Source organism: Variovorax sp. GW821-FHT10D07 (genome assembly GCF_059415325.1).
On the sequence record NZ_JBWKMZ010000003.1, the window covers coordinates 657,580 to 675,635 of the forward strand.

Consider the following 18,056-nt stretch of genomic DNA (forward strand, 5'->3'; position numbering starts at 1 on the left):
AAGCAAGGTTCCGGATGCTCACCCTCGTTGCATTCATCGTCGCGCTCGGCCTGCTGATCACTGTTCATGAATACGGCCACTACCGGGTCGCGGTCGCCTGCGGGGTGAAGGTCAAGCGCTTCGGCGTGGCCACGCTGCCGTTCGGCAGCCCCGACAGCCCCTCGCTGCTCGGCCGCATCCTGTGGCGCGTCAGCAAGCCCGTCTACGCCTGGAAGCCGCGGCGCCAGCATCCGGGCCAGGACACCGAGTTCGCCATCGGCCTGTTTCCCTTTGGCGGCTACGTGCAGATGCTCGACGAGCGCGAGGGCCCGGTGGCGCCCGAGGAGCGGCATCGCGCCTTCAACACCCAGCCGCTGCGTTCGCGCGCGGCCATCGTCGCGGCCGGTCCGATCGCCAACCTGCTGATGGCGGTGGCGCTCTACACGGCCGTGAACTGGATCGGCGTGCAGGAGCCGGTCGCAACGCTGGCGCGGCCGGTCGCCGCTTCGCTGGCCGAGCAGGCCGGGCTGCGCGGCGGCGAGCACATCGCCCGCGCCGGCTTCGAGGGCGACGATCTGACCGAGGTCCAGTCCTTCGAGGACCTGCGCTGGCGCATGACCCGCGGCGCGCTCGACGGCCACGACCTGACGCTCGAGGTGGCGGGGCAGGGCGGCCAGCCGGCCCGCACGCTCGTGCTGCCGCTGAGCCGCATCGAGGCCAAGGACGCCGACGCCCAGATGTTCCGCAAGATCGGCGTGCTCGCGCCCATGACCCGTCCCGAGATCGGCGAGGTGATGGCCGGCGGCGCGGGCGAGCGCTCGGGCCTGCGCCGCGGCGATCTGGTGCGCGCCATCGGCGACACCGCCATCGTCGACGGCCAGCAGCTGCGCGAGGCGATCCGCGCTTCGGTCAAGGACGGCAAGGCGCTCGCGCTGCCCTGGCAGATCGAACGCGAAGGCCGCGTCCAGACGCTCGAAGTCACGCCCGAGGTGCGCGACGAGGGCGGCCTGAAGGTCGGCCGCATCGGCGCCTATGTGGGTGCGCCGCCCGACATGGTGACCGTGCGGCAGGGCCCGGTCGACGGCGTCTGGCGCGGCGTGGTCCGCACCTGGGAGGTGTCGGCGCTGACCGTGCGCATGATGGCCAAGATGGTCATCGGCCAGGCCTCGATCAAGAATCTCAGCGGCCCGATCACCATCGCCGACTACGCCGGCAAGTCCGCCAGCCTCGGTTTTACGCAGTACCTGGTGTTCCTCGCGCTCATCAGCGTGAGCCTGGGCGTGCTGAATCTGCTCCCGCTGCCGGTCCTCGATGGGGGGCACCTGATGTATTATCTTTGGGAGGGCCTGACCGGTAAAAGCGTCTCCGACGTCTGGATGGACTGGCTTGGGCGCGGTGGCGTTGCCCTGCTCCTGGTCATGATGTCGATTGCCTTGTTCAACGACACATCGCGGCTCTTTGGTTAACTATCTTGCCGGCCCTTTCCGCGCCGGATCAATTCACAGATGAACAAAAACTTCAGTCGCTTTCGCCTGCGTAGCGTTGCCGCACTGGTGGCCAGCACGCTCGCGGCCACGGCAGCCTGGGCCGTCGAGCCTTTCACCGTGCGCGACATCCGCGTTGAAGGCCTGCAACGCGTGGAGCCCGGAACCATCTTCGCGTCGCTGCCGCTGCGCGTGGGCGACACCTACAGCGACGATCGCGGTTCGGCCGCCATCCGTGCGCTGTTCGATCTGGGGTTGTTCAAGGACGTGCGCATCGACGTCAACGGCAATGTGCTGGTGGTGATCGTCGAGGAGCGCCCGACCATCGCCGACGTCGACTTCGTCGGCACCAAGGAATTCGACAAGGCCGCGCTGCAGAAGGCGCTGCGCGAAGTGGGCCTGACCGAAGGCCGGCCCTACGACAAGGCCCTGGCCGACCGCGCCGAGCAGGAGCTCAAGCGCCAGTACGTGAGCCGCAGCCTTTACAACGCGCAGGTCGTGACCACCGTCACGCCGATCGAGCGCAACCGCGTGAACCTGACCTTCACGGTCACCGAAGGCGATTCGGCGCGCATCCGCGAAGTGCACATCGTCGGCAACAAGGACTTCAGCGAGAGCACGCTGCTCGACCTGTTCGACCAGGACAGCGGCGGCTGGCTCAGCTGGTACACCAAGTCGAACCAGTACTCGCGCGCCAAGCTCAATGCCGACCTCGAGACGCTGAAGAGCTACTACATCACGCGCGGCTACCTCGAGTTCCGCGTCGACTCGACCCAGGTCGCGATCTCGCCCGACCGCCAGGACCTGACGGTCACGGTCAACATCACCGAAGGCGAGAAGTTCGTCGTCGCGGGCGTCAAGCTCGACGGCAACTTCCTCGGCCGCGACGAGGAATTCAAGACCCTGGTCACGATCAAGCCGGGCGAGCCCTACAACGGCGAGCAGGTCACGGCGACCACCAAGGCCTTCACCGACTACTTCGGCACCTTCGGCTACGCCTTCGCACGCGTGCAGGCCAAGCCCGAGATCGACCGCACCAACAACCGCGTGACGCTGGTGCTGCAGGGCGAGCCCTCGCGCCGTGTCTACGTGCGCCGCGTGAACGTTGGCGGCAACACCCGCACGCGCGACGAAGTGATCCGCCGCGAATTCCGCCAGTACGAGGCTTCCTGGTACGACGGCGACAAGATCAAGCTCTCGCGCGACCGCGTGGACCGCCTGGGCTACTTCACCGAGGTGAACGTCGAAACCCAGGAACTGCCGGGTTCGCCCGACCAGGTCGACCTGCTGATCACCGTGGCCGAGAAGCCCACCGGCTCGCTGCAGCTGGGCGCCGGCTACTCGAGCGCCGAGCGCGTCTCGCTGACTTTCGGCATCCAGCAGGAAAACGTGTTCGGTTCGGGCAACTACCTGGGCCTGCAGGTCAACACCAGCAAGTCGAACCGCACGATCTCGGTGACCACCACCGATCCTTACTTCACCAAGGACGGCATCTCGCGCACGATCAGCGTCTATCACAACACGACCCGCCCGTACAACACGGCGGTCGACGGCGACTACCAGCTGGTCAACCAGGGCGCCTCGATCCGCTTCGGCGTGCCGTTCAGCGAACTCGACACCGTGTTCTTCGGCATCGGCGTGGAGCGCTATGCCTTCAACGCCAAGAACACCTACGCGTTCCTGACCCCGAACTCCTACCGCAACTATTTCGGTTGCACGACGCGTCCCATCCCGAGCCTCGTGCCGGGCCTCAATTTCGACGTGATCGACGGCTGCTCGAACGACAGCGTCTGGGGCATCCCGTTGACCGTGGGCTGGGCGCGCGACGACCGCGACAGCGCGCTGGTCCCGACCAAGGGCCGCCTGCAACGTGCCAACCTCGAGGTCGGCATCGGCGGCGACATGCGGTACTTCAAGACCAACTATCAGTACCAGCAGTTCTTCCCGATCAACAAGCAGTACACCTTCGCGATCAACTCCGAAGTCGGCTACGGCAAGGCGCTCGGCGGCAAGGTCTACCCGATCTTCAAGAACTTCTACGCCGGTGGCCTGGGCTCGGTGCGCGGCTTCGAACAGAACTCGCTCGGCCCGCGCGACGTGCCGCTGCTCGGTCAGACCGAAGGCGCCGCGCTCGGCGGTACCAAGAAGGCCATCTTCAACGCCGAACTCAGCACGCCGTTCCCCGGTGCCGGCAACGACCGCACGCTGCGCCTGTACGGCTTCTTCGACGCCGGCAACGTGTTCGGCTCGCGCTCGGCCGGCCTCACCGACGAGCAGTGGAAGGCTTCGAAGAAGATCCGCGCGTCGGTCGGTCTCGGCATCAGCTGGATCTCCCCACTCGGCCCGCTGCGGATCGCCTATGCCGTTCCGGTGCGCCAGCAGAAGGAAGTGCAGGACCCGAATACGGGCGTCATCCTGATCCCGAAGGATAGAATCCAGCGCCTGCAATTCCAGATCGGAACCTCTTTCTAATGACGCATTTGATTCGCGCCGCGGCAGGCGCGTTGCTGATTCCCGCGATGACATGGATCGCGGCGCCCGCGTGGGCGCAGGCGCAGGAAACATTTCGTATCGGCTTTGTCAACCCCGACCGCGTGCTGCGCGAGGCGCAGCCCGCGAAGGCGGCGCAGGCCAAGCTCGAGGCTGAGTTCCTCAAGCGCGAGAAGGACCTGACCACGCAGGGCGATGCCCTGAAGGCCGCGTCCGAGAAGTTCGAGCGCGAGGCCGCGGCCCTGCCCGAGAGCCAGCGCAACGCACGCCAGCGCACGCTGATCGAGCAGGACCGCGACTTCCAGCGCCGCCGCCGCGAATTCCAGGAAGACCTCAACGCCCGCAAGAACGAAGAGCTCCAGCAGGTCTACGACCGCGCCAACCGCGTGGTGAAGCAGGTCGCCGAAGCCGAGAAGTACGACGCGATCCTGCAGGAAGCGATCTACATCAACCCGAAGCACGACATCACCGACAAGGTGATCAAGGCGCTCAACGCCTCGGTGAGCACGCCGTCGTCCGCTTCCTCGCCCACGGGCGGCAAGTAACGCCGCGTACCGGCGTGGCACTGCAGCTAGGAGCCATCGTTGACGCCCTCGGGGGCGAGCTTCGTGGCGATGCGACGCTGTCCATCGAGCGCTTGTCCCCGCTCCAGAATGCACAGCCCGATGCGCTCAGCTTCCTGAGCCATCCCAAATACCAGCAGGAACTCGCGGCCTCCAAGGCCGGCTGCGTGATCGTGTCGCCCGCGATGAGCGAGGCGGCGGCCGCGCGCGGCGCCTGCATCGTCACGCCCGACCCCTACCTGTACTTCGCGCGGCTCACGCAACTGTGGAAGGCGAGCCATGCGCGGCCCGAGGCCGAGCGCATCCATCCCTCGGCCGTGGTTCATCCCGAGGCACAGGTCGATCCCACGGCCCGCATCGGCGCGCTGTGCGTGATCGAGCGTGGTGCGCGCATCGGCGCCGGCACGGTGCTGAAGTCGCGCGTCACCGTGAGCGAGGACTGCACGATCGGCGAGCGCTGCCTGCTGCATCCGGGCGTGGTCATCGGTGCCGACGGCTTCGGCCTCGCGCCAAGCAAGGAAGGCTGGGTCAAGATCGAGCAGCTCGGTGCGGTGCGCATCGGCAACGACGTCGAGATCGGCGCCAACACCTGCATCGACCGCGGTGCGCTCGACGACACGGTGCTCGAGGACGGCGTGAAGCTCGACAACCTGATCCAGATCGGCCACAACGTGCGCGTCGGCCGCAACACCGCGATGGCGGGCTGCGTCGGCGTGGCCGGCAGCGCGACCATCGGCGCCAACTGCACCTTCGGCGGCGGCGCCATCGTGCTGGGCCACCTGAGCGTGGCCGACAACGTCCACGTGTCCGCCGCCACCGTGGTGACACGCTCCATCCGCAAGGCCGGCCAGTACACCGGCATGTTCCCCATCGATGACAATGCGACCTGGGAAAAGAACGCTGCAACGCTCAAGCAGTTGCACAGCCTGCGCGAACGACTGAAGGCGCTGGAGAAGGCTCCCTCCCAACAATGAAGACGATGCAGGAACAGACCACCATGACGACGACGCTCGACATCCATCAAATCCTCAAGCTGCTGCCGCACCGCTATCCTTTTCTGCTGGTCGACCGCGTGCTGGACATGGAGAAGGGCAAGCGCATCACGGCGCTCAAGAACGTGACCATGAACGAGCCGTTCTTCAACGGCCACTTCCCGCATCGCCCGGTGATGCCCGGCGTACTGATGCTCGAAGCCATGGCGCAGGCCGCGGCGCTGCTGTCGTTCCGTTCGCTCGACATCGTGCCCGACGACAACACCGTCTACTACTTTGCCGCGATCGACGGCGCGCGCTTCAAGCGCCCCGTGGAGCCGGGCGACCAGCTCACGCTGGAGGTCGAGATCGAGCGCATGAAGGCCGGCATCTCGAAGTTCAAGGGCCGGGCGCTGGTGGGCAGCGAGCTGGCCTGCGAGGCATCGCTGATGTGCGCGATGCGCCAGATCAACGCCTGACGATCGGCGCATGACGCAGGTTCATCCGACGGCCATCGTCGATCCCAAGGCCGAGCTCGACCCGTCGGTTTCGGTCGGTCCCTATACCGTGATCGGTCCGCATGTGCGGGTGGGCGCGGGCACGGTCATCGGCTCGCACTGCGTGATCGAGGGCCACACGACCCTCGGCCGCGACAACCGCATCTTCCAGTTCTCCTCGCTGGGCGCGGTACCGCAGGACAAGAAGCATGCGGGCGAGCCGACCGAGCTCACGATCGGCGATCGCAACACGGTGCGCGAGTTCTGCACTTTCAACGTCGGCACGGTGCAGGACGCGGGCGTTACCCGCATCGGCGACGACAACTGGATCATGGCCTACGTGCACATCGCGCACGACTGCCAGCTCGGCAACCAGATCACCATGGCCAACAACACCACGCTGGCCGGCCATGTCCAGATCGGCGACTGGGTCACCGTCGGCGGCCTGGTGGGCATCCTCCAGCGTATGCGCGTTGGCGCGCATTCGATGATCGGCTTCGGCACCCATGTCGCGATGGATGTGCCGCCCTACATGGTGGTCGACGGCACCCCGCTGGCGGTGCGCGGCGTGAACCTGGTCGGCCTGCGCCGGCGCGACTTCTCCGCCGGGCGCATCGCGGCCATCCGCGACATGCACAAGCTGCTGTACCGCCAGGGCAAGACGCTCGAGGAGGCGCGCGCCGGCATCGCCGCGCTGGCCGCCGAAACGCCCGATGCCGCCGCCGACGTGGCGCTGATGGACGGCTTCCTCGCCACCTCCACGCGCGGCATCGCGCGCTGAGCCTCCTGCGATGACATCCAACGGGCAGCGACGCTTCGCGCTGGTCGCCGGCGAAGCATCCGGCGACCTGCTGGCCGGGCTGTTGCTCGACGGCCTCACCGCGCGTTGGCCCGGCCTGCAAACCGCCGGCATCGGCGGCCCGCGCATGCTAGCGCACGGTTTCGAGAGCTGGTGGCCGCAGGAAAAGCTCGCGGTGCGCGGCTACATCGAAGTGCTGCGCCACTACGCCGAGATCGCCGGCATCCGGCGCCAGCTCAAGGCGCGGCTTTTGCGCGAATGGCCCGAGCTCTTCATTGGCGTCGACGCGCCCGATTTCAACCTCGACCTCGAGGCCGGCCTGCGCGGCCGCGGCATGAAGACGGTGCACTTCGTCTGCCCGTCGATCTGGGCCTGGCGGCCCGAGCGCATCGAGAAGATCCGCGCCGCGGCCGACCACGTGCTGTGCATCTTCCCGTTCGAGCCCGAGCTGCTGGCCTCGCAGGGCGTGCAGGCGAGCTACGTCGGGCATCCGCTGGCCAACGTGATTCCCATGACGGTCGACCGCGCGGCGGTGCGTGCCTCGCTGGGCCTCGCGCCCGACGCCCAGGTGGTGGCGCTGCTGCCGGGCAGTCGGCGCTCCGAGGTCCGCTACCTGGCGGCCCGCTTCTTCGAGGCCGCCGCGCTGATGCGCAAGGCGCGGCCCGCGCTGCGCTTCGTGGCGCCGATCCTGCCGGGCCTGCGCGCCGAGGTCGAGGCGCTGCTGAAGGCCAGCGGCCTGGGCGACGCGGTGACGCTGCTCGACGGCCAGTCGCATGCCGCGCTGTCCGCCTGCGACGTCACGCTGATCGCCAGCGGCACCGCCACGCTCGAGGCGGCGCTGTTCAAGCGGCCGATGGTCATCGCCTACAACATGAACAGCCTCTCGTGGCGGATGATGCAGCGCAAGCAGCTCCAGCCCTGGGTCGGGCTGCCCAACATCCTGTGCCGCGACTTCGTGGTGCCCGAATTGCTGCAGGAAGCCGCGTCACCCGAGGCGCTGGCCCAGGCCACGCTCGAATGGCTCGACGCGCCCGAGCGGGTGCGCGCGCTCGAGGCGCGTTTCGCCGAACTCCACGTGCAACTGCAGCGCGATACGCCGACACTGTGCGCCGATGCGATCCAGAAAGTTCTTGAAGGCTGAACAGGCGCCCCTGGCCTGGGACGCGCCCGGCCTGCTGGCGGGCGTGGACGAAGCGGGACGCGGTCCGCTGGCCGGGCCGGTGGTGGCCGCGGCCGTGATCCTCGACGACCAGCGCCCGATCCGCGGCCTGGCCGACTCCAAGACCCTGACCGCGCTGCAGCGCGAGCGCCTGCACGACCAGATCATGGCCCAGGCGCTGTGCTGCTCGATCGCGCAGGCCAGCGTGGAGGAGATCGACACCCACAACATCCTGCAGGCGACCATGCTGGCGATGCGCCGCGCGGTCGAGGGCCTGCGCCTGAAGCCGGCCAAGGTGCTGGTGGACGGCAACCGGCTGCCCCAGCTCGACGTGCTGGCCGAGGCCATCGTCAAGGGCGACGCGCGCGTGAAGGCGATCTCGGCCGCGTCGATCCTGGCCAAGGTGCACCGCGACCGGCTCTGCGAGCAGCTGCACCAGGAGTTTCCGCACTACGGCTTCGCGGGCCACAAGGGCTACGGCACGCCCGAGCATCTCGAGGCCCTGCTGCAGCATGGCGCCTGCGTGCACCACCGGCGCTCGTTCAGTCCGGTGGCGGCCGCGCTGGCGCGCATGGCGCCGGCGGTGCCGGTCGTTCAGGTCGCCCAGGTCGAATCGCCGCTGCCCGCTGTGTCGGTGCAGACCCAGGTCGTGGCCATCGAACTGCGTCCGGCGCCCTGATCCGATGACCACGCCCGCCGGCCCGAGCCGCATCAGCTCGCGCGACAACCCATTGCTCAAGGACCTGCGCAAGCTGGCGCAGGATCCGGGCGCCTACCGCAAGCTGGGCCGTATCTGGCTCGAAGGCGACCATCTGTGCCGCGCGGCGCTGGCGCGCGGCGTGACGCCGGCGCTGGCCGTGTTCTCGCTGTCGTTCTGGCCGCAGGCACCGGCCGAATGGTCGCGCGATGCCGCCAAGACCGTGGTCGTCGACGACGAGCTGCTGAAGGCGGCGAGCGGGCTGGAATCGCCGGCGCCGATGGGCTTCCTGCTTGACCTGCCCGAGCGGCCCGCGGTGCTGCCCGAGGCGCCGACCGTGGTGCTCGACCGGCTGCAGGACGCCGGCAACGTCGGCTCCGTGCTGCGCAGTGCCGCGGCCTTCGGTTTCCAGCAGGTGATCGCGCTCAAGGGCACGGCGGCGCTCTGGTCGCCCAAGGTGCTGCGCGCCGGCATGGGCGCCCATTTCGGCCTGCGGCTGATCGAGGGCGTCGATGCCGCCGCGCTCGAGGCGCTGGCGGTGCCGCTGGTCGCCACCAGCTCGCACCGCGGCGACTGGCTGCACGAGGCGAAACTGCCGCATCCCTGCGCCTGGCTGCTGGGCCATGAAGGGCAGGGCGTGTCGGCCGCGCTCGAGGCGCTGGCCACGCACCACATCCGCATCGCGCAGCCCGGGGGCGAGGAGTCGCTCAACGTGGCGGCGGCCGCCGCCATCTGCCTGCACGCCAGCGGCGCGGCCACCCTGAAAAGATAAGAAACATTCTCAGTTGCCCGCCGGGTTCATGCCATTGACGCATGGCTGGTGTACGGGCAAGCGAATCTTCATGCCCCGCGAGGCAAGAGGCGACGGCCGCCGGGCTACAATCGGGGGCTTACTCGCAAATCAGCGTCGCCCGGCCGCATTCCACGCCATCTTCCCCTTAAGCAGCAGTCCCAAGGCTTCAAAGCCCTGGATGCCGGGCGACCGTAACCATCCGGAGAACCCAGTGCTTTTGTCTCTCAAGGGAAGTTTCCCGCCCGCCATCCTGGCGCTCGCAGACGGCACGGTCTTTCAAGGCAACTCGATCGGAGCCACCGGCTCCACCGTCGGTGAAGTGGTGTTCAACACCGCGATGACCGGCTACCAGGAAATCCTCACCGACCCGAGCTACTGCCAGCAGATCGTGACGCTCACGTATCCGCACATCGGCAACTACGGCGTCAATCCCGAGGACATCGAAGCCGACAAGATCCATGCCGCGGGCCTCATCATTCGGGACCTGCCGCAGATCGCCTCCAACTTCCGCCATACCGCGACGCTGTCGCAGTACCTGGTGGAAGGCAAGACCGTCGCCATCGCCAACATCGATACCCGCAAGCTGACCCGCCACCTGCGTACGCATGGCGCGCAGAACGGCTGCATCCTGGGACTGGCCGAAGGGGAAGCGGTCACCCAGGCGCTGATCGACAAGGCCATCGCCGCCGCCAAGGCCGCGCCGAGCATGGCCGGCCTCGACCTCGCCAAGGTGGTGTCGGTGCAGCAGACCTACGAATGGACCGAGACCGAGTGGAAGCTCGCCAACTCGAACGGCAAGCCGGGCTACGGCGTGCAGATCACGCCGCGCTTCCACGTCGTGGCCTTCGACTACGGCGTCAAGAAGAACATCCTGCGCATGATCGCCCAGCGCGGCGCGCGCATCACCGTGGTGCCGGCCCAGACGCCCGCGGCCGATGTGCTCAAGCTCAAGCCCGATGGCATCTTCCTGGCCAACGGTCCCGGCGACCCGGAGCCCTGCGACTACGCGATCAGCGCGGTCAGGGAACTGATCGAGACCGGCATCCCGACCTTCGGCATCTGCCTGGGCCACCAGATCATGGCGCTGGCCTCGGGCGCGAAGACCTTCAAGATGAAGTTCGGCCACCACGGCGCGAACCACCCGGTCAAGGACCTCGACAGCGGCCGCGTCAGCATCACGAGCCAGAACCACGGCTTCGCGGTCGACGAGAAGTCGCTGCCGGCGAACCTGCGCCCCACGCACGTGAGCCTGTTCGACAACACGCTGCAGGGCCTGGCCCGCACCGACAAGCCGGCGTTCTGCTTCCAGGGCCACCCCGAAGCCTCGCCCGGCCCGCACGACATCGGCTACCTGTTCGATCGCTTCACGGCACTCATGGAAAAGAACAATACGGAAAAGACGGAGAAAGAGCATGCCTAAGCGCACAGACCTCAAATCGATCCTCATCATCGGCGCCGGCCCGATCATCATCGGCCAGGCCTGCGAGTTCGACTACTCCGGCGTGCAGGCGTGCAAGGCGCTGCGCGAGGAGGGCTACAAGGTCATCCTGATCAACAGCAACCCCGCGACGATCATGACCGACCCGGCCACGGCCGACGTCACCTACATCGAGCCGATCACCTGGCAGACGGTCGAGAAGATCATCGCCAAGGAACGCCCCGACGCGATCCTGCCGACCATGGGCGGCCAGACCGCGCTGAACTGCGCGCTCGACCTCTGGCGCAACGGCGTGCTCGACAAGTACCAGGGCGCGGCCACCGGCAAGCCGGTCGAGCTGATCGGCGCCACGCCCGAAGCCATCGACAAGGCCGAGGACCGTCTGAAGTTCAAGGACGCGATGACCAAGATCGGTCTCGGGTCGGCGCGCTCGGGCATCGCGCACACGATGGACGAAGCCTGGGCCGTGCAGAAGACGCTCGGCTTCCCGACCGTGATCCGTCCCAGCTTCACGCTCGGCGGCACCGGCGGCGGCATCGCCTACAACCCGGACGAGTTCGAGACCATCTGCAAGCGTGGCATCGAAGCCTCGCCGACCAACGAGCTGCTGATCGAGGAATCGCTGCTCGGCTGGAAAGAGTACGAGATGGAAGTCGTGCGCGACAAGGCCGACAACTGCATCATCGTCTGCTCGATCGAGAACCTCGACCCGATGGGCGTGCACACCGGCGACTCGATCACCGTGGCACCCGCGCAGACGCTGTCCGACAAGGAATACCAGATCCTGCGCAACGCCTCGCTGGCCGTGCTGCGCGAGATCGGCGTCGACACCGGCGGCTCGAACGTGCAGTTCTCCATCAATCCGAAGGACGGCCGCATGGTCGTCATCGAGATGAATCCGCGCGTGTCGCGTTCGTCGGCGCTGGCCTCCAAGGCCACCGGCTTCCCGATCGCCAAGGTCGCGGCCAAGCTGGCCGTGGGCTACACGCTCGACGAACTGCGCAACGAGATCACCGGTGGTGCCACGCCCGCGTCGTTCGAGCCCTCGATCGACTACGTGGTCACCAAGATCCCGCGTTTCGCCTTCGAGAAATTCCCGCAGGCCGATTCGCGCCTGACGACGCAGATGAAGTCGGTGGGCGAGGTGATGGCCATGGGCCGCACCTTCCAGGAATCGTTCCAGAAAGCCCTGCGCGGCCTCGAGGTGGGCGTCGACGGCCTGAACGAGAAGACGCAGGACCGTGAAGTGCTCGAGAAGGAACTGGGCGAGCCCGGACCCGAGCGCATCTGGTATGTGGGCGATGCCTTCGCGATGGGCCTGAGCGTGGACGAAGTGTTCGCGCTGACCAAGATCGACCCGTGGTTCCTGGTGCAGATCGAGGAGATCGTGAAGATCGAGCTCGAGCTGGAAACCAAGTCGCTCGACGACATCGACAAGGACACGCTGCTCGCGCTGAAGAAGAAGGGCTTCTCCGACCGCCGGCTCGCCAAGCAGCTGAAGACCACGGACACGGCCATTCGCGAGAAGCGCCGCGCCCTGGGCGTGCGCCCGGTCTACAAGCGCGTCGACACCTGCGCGGCCGAGTTCGCGACCAATACCGCCTACATGTACTCGACCTACGAGGACGAGTGCGAGGCCGATCCGACGGACAAGAAGAAGATCATGGTGCTCGGCGGCGGTCCGAACCGCATCGGCCAGGGCATCGAGTTCGACTACTGCTGCGTGCATGCCGCGCTCGCGATGCGCGAGGATGGCTACGAGACCATCATGGTCAACTGCAATCCCGAGACCGTGTCGACCGACTACGACACCTCGGACCGCCTGTACTTCGAGCCGCTCACGCTCGAGGACGTGCTCGAGATCGTCGACAAGGAAAAGCCGGTCGGCGTGATCGTGCAGTACGGCGGCCAGACGCCGCTGAAGCTCGCGCTCGACCTCGAGGCCAACGGCGTGCCGATCATCGGTACCTCGCCCGACATGATCGACGCGGCCGAAGACCGCGAGCGCTTCCAGAAGCTGCTGCACGAACTGCAGCTGCTGCAGCCGCCGAACGCCACCGCGCGCACCGAAGCCGAAGCCCTCGAGAAGGCCGCGGCCCTCGGCTATCCGCTGGTGGTGCGCCCGAGCTACGTGCTCGGCGGCCGTGCGATGGAAATCGTGCACGAGCAGCGCGACCTCGAGCGCTACATGCGCGAGGCGGTCAAGGTCAGCAACGACTCGCCGGTGCTGCTCGACCGCTTCCTCAACGACGCCGTCGAGTGCGACGTCGACTGCCTGCGCGACGCCGAGGGCCAGACCCTGATCGGCGGCGTGATGGAGCACATCGAACAGGCGGGCGTGCACTCGGGCGACTCCGCCTGCTCGCTGCCGCCCTACAGCCTGTCGGCCGAGACCGTGGCCGAGCTCAAGCGCCAGAGCGCCGCGATGGCCAAGGCGCTGAACGTGGTCGGCCTGATGAACGTGCAGTTCGCGATCCAGCAGAAGGACGGCAAGGACGCGATCTACGTGCTCGAAGTCAACCCGCGCGCCTCGCGCACCGTGCCCTACGTCAGCAAGGCCACCGGCATTCAGCTCGCCAAGGTGGCGGCCCGCTGCATGGCCGGCCAGTCGCTCGCGTCGCAGGGCGTGACGAAGGAAGTCACGCCGCCGTACTTCAGCGTGAAGGAGGCCGTGTTCCCGTTCGTCAAGTTCCCAGGCGTGGACACCATCCTCGGCCCCGAGATGAAGTCGACCGGCGAGGTGATGGGCGTGGGCAAGACCTTCGGCGAGGCCTTCGTGAAGTCGCAGCTCGGCGCCGGCACGCACCTGCCGAAGTCGGGCAAGGTCTTCATCTCGGTGAAGAACAACGACAAGACGCGCGCGGTCGAAGTCGCGCGCGGCCTGTCGCAGCTCGGCTTCGTGCTGATCGCGACCAAGGGCACGGCCGCGGCCATCAATGCCGCGGGCATCGAATGCGCGACGGTGAACAAGGTGACCGAAGGCCGCCCGCACATCGTGGACATGATCAAGAACAACGAGATCGCGCTGGTCATCAACACGGTCGAGGAACGCCGCAACGCGATCACCGACTCGCGCCAGATCCGCACCTCGGCGCTGTTGGCGCGCGTGACCACCTTCACCACGATCTTCGGCGCCGAAGCCGCGGTCGAAGGCATGCGCTACATGGACGACCTCGACGTGATCTCGGTGCAGGAGATGCACGCGCAGCTGGCCACGGCCTGAGCCTCGCCATGGAAACGCAGCTCGTCGAACTGGCACTGAACGACTGGAACGCGGCCACGCCCAACGAGGCGTGGATCGCGGAACTCGAGGCCGGCAAGGTGCTGTACTTTCCGCGGTTGGGCTTCGAGCTGCTGCCGCCGGAACGCGCGCTGCTCACGCCCGCGCTGCTGTCGCCCGACGTGCGCAACATCAGCCTCGACGCCAACGGCAAGCTCAAGGGCGCCGTGGGCGACGAGGCGGTGCAACGGCTCGCGGCCGGCATGGTCGGGCGCTTTCGCGCGCAGGCGCAGCAGCTCATCCATGGGCTGCTGCCGCACTACACGCCCGCGCTGCGGCTCGCGCCCACCAGCTACCGCCCGGCGCAGGTCGAGACGCGCGTGCAGTCGTGGCGCGCCGACGACCGGCGGCTGCATGTCGACGCCTTTCCCTCGCGGCCCAACTACGGCGAGCGCATCCTGCGCGTGTTCACCAACGTCAATCCCGACGGCGCGCCGCGCGTGTGGCGCGTGGGCGAGCCCTTCGAGGACATCGCGCGCCGCTTCCTGCCGCGCGCCAAGCCCTATGCGCGCTGGCAGGCCAGGCTGCTGCAGGCGCTGCACGTGACCAAGTCCTTCCGCAGCGAATACGACCACCTCATGCTGCAGCTGCACGACGGCATGAAGTCGGACCTCGACTACCAGAAGACCTCGCCGCAGGAGAACGCCGAATTCCCGCCAGGCTCGGTCTGGGTGTGCTTCTCCGACCAGACCTCGCACGCGGTGATGGCCGGGCAGTACATGCTCGAACAGACCCTGCACCTGGACGCGGCGAAGCAATACAATCCCGCTTCGAGCCCGCTCGCCATCCTGAGCCGGCTGACCGGACGACCTCTCGTTTGAGAGCCTTCCCCCATCGACCGCCGAACGGCAGCGTTCGGCGGTTTCGCTTTATGGAGAACGATATATGGCGACAACCATCCCCATCACCAAGCGCGGCGCGGAGAAGCTGCGCGACGAACTGCGCCGTCTCAAGACGGTGGAGCGGCCCGCGATCATCAATGCCATCGCCGAGGCACGCGCCCAGGGCGACATCAGCGAAAACGCCGAGTACGAAGTCGCCAAGGACCGCCAGGGCTTCATCGAGGGCCGCATCATCGAGATCGAGGGCAAGCTCTCGGCCGCGCAGGTGATCGACCCGACCGAGCTCGATGCCGGCGGCAAGGTGGTGTTCGCCTCCACGGTCGAGCTCGAGGAAGAGGACAGCGGCGATCCGGTCAAGTACCAGATCGTGGGCGAGGACGAAGCCGACCTGAAGCAGGGCCTGATCAACGTGTCGAGCCCGATCGCGCGCGCGCTGATCGGCAAGGAAGAGGGCGACAGCGTCGAGGTGCAGACGCCCGGCGGCCTCAAGCGCTACGAGATCGTGGCGGTCAGCTACCTCTGAGCGGCATCGCGATGAAAGACCGTGTCGCGCTGATGCTGGCAGCCCTCTGGTGGGGCAGCCTCACGACCATCGGTTTTCTCGTCGTGCCGATGCTGTTCGCGCGGCTCGGCAATCCCTCGGTGGCCGGCAACTTCGCGGCGCAATTGTTCGAGGCCCAGAGCTGGATCGCGCTGCTGTGCGGGCTCATCCTGCTGATCCATTTCCGCGCCAAAGCCGACGACGGCATGACCCCGCCGGTGCTGACGGCCCTGTTCCTGGTGCTGGCCGCCATGCTGCTCGCGCTGCTGCAGCAGTACGCCGTGGCGCCGCGCATCGTGGCGCGCGACAACCTCAAGCTCTGGCACTCGGTGGGCAGCGGGATGTACCTGGTGCAGTGGCTGTGTACCAGCGTGCTGCTCTGGCGCATGAGCGGCGGCCAGCGGCCGCGCTGAAGCCGGGAAAGACCTATTCGGTCCAGTGCTCGGCGACCCAGTGCGCCGGGCGGATGTAGCGAAAGCGCCGGTTGCGCCGGCCGGCGAGCGCATCGGGCGGGTTGACCTCGCCGTGAAACACCATGATCCGCGCGTCCTGCGGCACGAACGGCGCCTTCCAGTAGTTGGAGGGCCAGGCCGGGATGCCGTGGTACTTGAAGCTCGGGCACCAGCCGTCGGGCCAGTAGGCCAGCTTGCCCTGCTTGTGCAGCACGTCGGACAGGTAGGTCTGTTCGTTGCGGTACTGGGCCTGCACCTCGTCGAGATGATCGCGGAAATAGCCGAGCACGTCGGCATGCGCACCGAGTTCGAAGCGGTAGACCGAGGAGTTGCCGGTGATGCGGCCGCGCCGCCAGAAGCGGTCGTAGTCGCGGATGATCAGGAAGTCGCCGGGGTGCTCGAAGAAGGCATCGAGGCTGCCGACGATCACCACGTCGAGATCGAGGAAGAGGGCGGTGCCGCGCAGGCCATGCAGGTCGGCCTCGAAGGTCGTCAGCTTCTTCCAGGCGCCGTCGCGCTGGCCCGGCGCCAGGTGCAGGTTCAGCGGCGGGATCGGCAGGCAGCTGACCTCGGGCCGCACGCCCTGGCCGTCGTCGGTCAGGCAGACGAAGCGGAAATCGCCGCTCAGGTGGCGGCGCACCATGGCGTAGAGGCGGTTGACGTACTCGGGGCCGTACTTGGTGCCCCACTTCATGCAGAGGATATGGCGCGTGGCGCCCTGTGCTGGCGCCAAGCTCAGTCCGCCTGGTTGCGCTTCTTGGCCGACAACGGGCGCTTGGCCTTGGCGCGCTTGATCGTGCCGCCGGGCGTGAGCCGCTGGTTGCCGAGCACGCGCAGGGTCTTGATCTCGGGGCGCTGGCCGCCGCGCTTGCTGTACTTGACGATCTTCACGTCGCGCGGGCCGGGCATGCGGTCCTCGTCGACGACGCGTTCCTTCTCGGGCTTGGGACGCCACAGCACCAGCAGCTTGCCGATGTGCTGGATCGGGGCGGCATCGAGCTCGTCGGCCAGCTCCTGCAGCATCGCTTCGCGCGCGGCGCGGTCGTCGGAGAAGACGCGCACCTTGATGAGGCCGTGGGCCTTGAGGGCCGCATCGGCCTCTTTCTTCACGGCAGGGGTGAGCCCGTCGCCACCGACCATGACGATCGGATCCAGGTGGTGAGCTTCGGCGCGGTGCACCTTGCGCTCGGCAGGGGTAAGTTGAATGGCGGGCATCCCCGTATTATCGGACGTAGATCAGCACCTCCACGAGCCGAGCCGCCGGCCCCCGAAGAAACCGGGGCCCGGCACCCAGGCCAATCCATGAGCACCAAGGCGAAGCCCAACAAAGTCAACAAGGCGTGGTTGCACGACCACATCAACGATCCCTACGTGAAACTGGCCACGAAGGAGGGCTACCGCGCCCGCGCGGCCTACAAGCTCAAGGAAATCGACGAGGCGCTGGGCCTCATCAAGCCCGGCCAATTGGTGGTCGACCTCGGGTCGGCGCCCGGCGCCTGGAGCCAGTACGTGCGCCGGCGCATGTCGCCGGGCGGGGCCGCCACGGGGGCGCTCGAGGGCACCATCGTGGCGATCGACATCCTGCCGATGGAGCCGATCGAGGACGTGAACTTCCTGCAGGGCGACTTCCGCGAGGACAGCGTGCTGGCGCAGCTCACCGAGGCGCTGGGCGGCCGCAAGGCCGACGTGGTGGTGTCGGACATGGCGCCCAACCTCTCGGGCATCGAGTCGGCCGACGCGGCGCGGATCGCCCACCTGATCGAGCTGGCCATCGATTTCTCGCAGCACCACCTCAAGCCCGAGGGCGCGCTGGTGGCCAAGCTGTTCCACGGCAGCGGCTACGACCAGCTCGTGAAGCTCTTCAAGGCCCATTTCCGCATCGTGAAGCCGTTCAAACCGAAGGCTTCGCGCGACCGATCGTCCGAGACCTTTATGGTCGGAATCGGCCTGAAAACCGGCGTCTGATACGCGTTGATACCGAAAACCGCCCAAACCCTTGTCAGGCTATGGCTGCTTTAGGGAAATCCGAGCTTTTCGCAGCTTGAAAAGCCTAAAATGGGGCGCAACTGCG

The 18,056-nt window shown here is 67.3% G+C and carries 17 protein-coding genes; 15 read left to right on the plus strand and 2 right to left on the minus strand.

All coding sequences use genetic code 11. From position 1 onward, the window contains the following. The first annotated feature begins 14 nt into the window (after nucleotides 1–14). From rseP to AC07PU_RS13545, 14 genes are all read left to right on the plus strand, one after another. Entirely contained in the window at nucleotides 15–1,445 is a 1,431-nt protein-coding gene (gene rseP, locus AC07PU_RS13480; protein WP_495318065.1) for an RIP metalloprotease RseP, read from the plus strand. 39 nt (nucleotides 1,446–1,484) lie between these two features. Then, on the plus strand, nucleotides 1,485–3,935 hold the full coding sequence (bamA, locus tag AC07PU_RS13485) for an outer membrane protein assembly factor BamA (RefSeq protein WP_093342264.1): 2,451 nt from the start codon (nucleotides 1,485–1,487) through the stop codon (nucleotides 3,933–3,935). Further along, on the plus strand, nucleotides 3,935–4,498 hold the full coding sequence (locus AC07PU_RS13490; RefSeq protein WP_093342263.1) for an OmpH/Skp family outer membrane protein: 564 nt from the start codon (nucleotides 3,935–3,937) through the stop codon (nucleotides 4,496–4,498). The genes bamA and AC07PU_RS13490 overlap by 1 nt, the downstream gene beginning before the upstream one ends. Nucleotides 4,499–4,512: 14 nt before the next feature. After that, on the plus strand, nucleotides 4,513–5,490 hold the full coding sequence (gene lpxD, locus AC07PU_RS13495; protein WP_495318067.1) for a UDP-3-O-(3-hydroxymyristoyl)glucosamine N-acyltransferase: 978 nt from the start codon (nucleotides 4,513–4,515) through the stop codon (nucleotides 5,488–5,490). Next, nucleotides 5,487–5,966 (plus strand): 3-hydroxyacyl-ACP dehydratase FabZ, encoded by a 480-nt coding sequence (gene fabZ, locus AC07PU_RS13500; RefSeq protein ID WP_177239286.1) that lies wholly within the window; start codon nucleotides 5,487–5,489, stop codon nucleotides 5,964–5,966. The genes lpxD and fabZ overlap by 4 nt, the downstream gene beginning before the upstream one ends. A gap of 10 nt (nucleotides 5,967–5,976) precedes the next feature. Beyond that, nucleotides 5,977–6,765: an acyl-ACP--UDP-N-acetylglucosamine O-acyltransferase gene (lpxA, locus tag AC07PU_RS13505; RefSeq protein ID WP_495318069.1), complete on the plus strand. Its 789-nt coding sequence runs from the start codon at nucleotides 5,977–5,979 to the stop codon at nucleotides 6,763–6,765. A gap of 10 nt (nucleotides 6,766–6,775) precedes the next feature. Then, nucleotides 6,776–7,924 (plus strand): lipid-A-disaccharide synthase, encoded by a 1,149-nt coding sequence (gene lpxB, locus AC07PU_RS13510; RefSeq protein ID WP_203201197.1) that lies wholly within the window; start codon nucleotides 6,776–6,778, stop codon nucleotides 7,922–7,924. Further along, nucleotides 7,896–8,621 carry a ribonuclease HII gene (rnhB, locus tag AC07PU_RS13515; RefSeq protein WP_495318071.1) on the plus strand — a complete coding sequence of 242 codons (726 nt, stop codon included), beginning with the start codon at nucleotides 7,896–7,898 and terminating at the stop codon, nucleotides 8,619–8,621. Before lpxB ends, rnhB begins: the two co-directional genes overlap by 29 nt. A 4-nt stretch (nucleotides 8,622–8,625) precedes the next feature. Further along, nucleotides 8,626–9,411: a TrmH family RNA methyltransferase gene (locus tag AC07PU_RS13520; RefSeq protein WP_495318073.1), complete on the plus strand. Its 786-nt coding sequence runs from the start codon at nucleotides 8,626–8,628 to the stop codon at nucleotides 9,409–9,411. Between the two features lie 232 nt (nucleotides 9,412–9,643). Beyond that, nucleotides 9,644–10,852 (plus strand): glutamine-hydrolyzing carbamoyl-phosphate synthase small subunit, encoded by a 1,209-nt coding sequence (gene carA / locus AC07PU_RS13525; protein WP_093342253.1) that lies wholly within the window; start codon nucleotides 9,644–9,646, stop codon nucleotides 10,850–10,852. After that, the gene (carB, locus tag AC07PU_RS13530) at nucleotides 10,845–14,093 is read left to right on the plus strand and encodes a carbamoyl-phosphate synthase large subunit (RefSeq protein ID WP_093342252.1); all 3,249 of its coding nucleotides are present in this window, start codon (nucleotides 10,845–10,847) and stop codon (nucleotides 14,091–14,093) included. Before carA ends, carB begins: the two co-directional genes overlap by 8 nt. A gap of 8 nt (nucleotides 14,094–14,101) precedes the next feature. Next, complete coding sequence (gene kdoO / locus AC07PU_RS13535; protein WP_495318076.1) at nucleotides 14,102–14,971, plus strand: Kdo hydroxylase KdoO; 870 nt, start codon at nucleotides 14,102–14,104, stop codon at nucleotides 14,969–14,971. Between the two features lie 64 nt (nucleotides 14,972–15,035). Beyond that, a complete protein-coding gene (gene greA / locus AC07PU_RS13540; RefSeq protein WP_057591673.1) occupies nucleotides 15,036–15,515 on the plus strand; it encodes a transcription elongation factor GreA in 480 nt (159 codons plus the stop codon). An 11-nt stretch (nucleotides 15,516–15,526) separates the two neighbouring features. Then, complete coding sequence (locus AC07PU_RS13545) at nucleotides 15,527–15,946, plus strand: DUF4149 domain-containing protein (protein WP_093342249.1); 420 nt, start codon at nucleotides 15,527–15,529, stop codon at nucleotides 15,944–15,946. Nucleotides 15,947–15,959: 13 nt separating this feature from the next. Here the strand turns inward: AC07PU_RS13545 and AC07PU_RS13550 are convergent, their stop codons facing one another. Continuing rightward, nucleotides 15,960–16,679 (minus strand): glycosyltransferase, encoded by a 720-nt coding sequence (locus AC07PU_RS13550; RefSeq protein ID WP_296801314.1) that lies wholly within the window; start codon nucleotides 16,677–16,679, stop codon nucleotides 15,960–15,962. A 41-nt stretch (nucleotides 16,680–16,720) separates the two neighbouring features. Continuing rightward, the gene (locus AC07PU_RS13555) at nucleotides 16,721–17,200 is read right to left on the minus strand and encodes a YhbY family RNA-binding protein (RefSeq protein WP_093342246.1); all 480 of its coding nucleotides are present in this window, start codon (nucleotides 17,198–17,200) and stop codon (nucleotides 16,721–16,723) included. An 87-nt stretch (nucleotides 17,201–17,287) separates the two neighbouring features. Between AC07PU_RS13555 and AC07PU_RS13560 the strand changes: the two genes are divergently transcribed. Further along, the gene (locus AC07PU_RS13560; RefSeq protein WP_093342245.1) at nucleotides 17,288–17,950 is read left to right on the plus strand and encodes an RlmE family RNA methyltransferase; all 663 of its coding nucleotides are present in this window, start codon (nucleotides 17,288–17,290) and stop codon (nucleotides 17,948–17,950) included. The last annotated feature ends 106 nt before the right edge of the window (nucleotides 17,951–18,056 follow it).

What these genes read in the sequence shown, in the direction of transcription:
- carB (WP_093342252.1), top strand. Translation starts at nt 10,845, where the DNA reads ATGCCTAAGCGCACAGACCTCAAATCGATCCTCATCATCGGCGCCGGC.
- rnhB (WP_495318071.1), top strand. Translation starts at nt 7,896, where the DNA reads ATGCGATCCAGAAAGTTCTTGAAGGCTGAACAGGCGCCCCTGGCCTGG.
- rseP (WP_495318065.1), top strand. Translation starts at nt 15, where the DNA reads ATGCTCACCCTCGTTGCATTCATCGTCGCGCTCGGCCTGCTGATCACT.
- lpxA (WP_495318069.1), top strand. Translation starts at nt 5,977, where the DNA reads ATGACGCAGGTTCATCCGACGGCCATCGTCGATCCCAAGGCCGAGCTC.
- kdoO (WP_495318076.1), top strand. Translation starts at nt 14,102, where the DNA reads ATGGAAACGCAGCTCGTCGAACTGGCACTGAACGACTGGAACGCGGCC.
- AC07PU_RS13555 (WP_093342246.1), bottom strand. Translation starts at nt 17,200, where the DNA reads ATGCCCGCCATTCAACTTACCCCTGCCGAGCGCAAGGTGCACCGCGCC.
- AC07PU_RS13545 (WP_093342249.1), top strand. Translation starts at nt 15,527, where the DNA reads ATGAAAGACCGTGTCGCGCTGATGCTGGCAGCCCTCTGGTGGGGCAGC.
- AC07PU_RS13560 (WP_093342245.1), top strand. Translation starts at nt 17,288, where the DNA reads ATGAGCACCAAGGCGAAGCCCAACAAAGTCAACAAGGCGTGGTTGCAC.
- lpxB (WP_203201197.1), top strand. Translation starts at nt 6,776, where the DNA reads ATGACATCCAACGGGCAGCGACGCTTCGCGCTGGTCGCCGGCGAAGCA.
- fabZ (WP_177239286.1), top strand. Translation starts at nt 5,487, where the DNA reads ATGAAGACGATGCAGGAACAGACCACCATGACGACGACGCTCGACATC.
- AC07PU_RS13520 (WP_495318073.1), top strand. Translation starts at nt 8,626, where the DNA reads ATGACCACGCCCGCCGGCCCGAGCCGCATCAGCTCGCGCGACAACCCA.
- bamA (WP_093342264.1), top strand. Translation starts at nt 1,485, where the DNA reads ATGAACAAAAACTTCAGTCGCTTTCGCCTGCGTAGCGTTGCCGCACTG.
- AC07PU_RS13550 (WP_296801314.1), bottom strand. Translation starts at nt 16,679, where the DNA reads ATGAAGTGGGGCACCAAGTACGGCCCCGAGTACGTCAACCGCCTCTAC.
- AC07PU_RS13490 (WP_093342263.1), top strand. Translation starts at nt 3,935, where the DNA reads ATGACGCATTTGATTCGCGCCGCGGCAGGCGCGTTGCTGATTCCCGCG.
- greA (WP_057591673.1), top strand. Translation starts at nt 15,036, where the DNA reads ATGGCGACAACCATCCCCATCACCAAGCGCGGCGCGGAGAAGCTGCGC.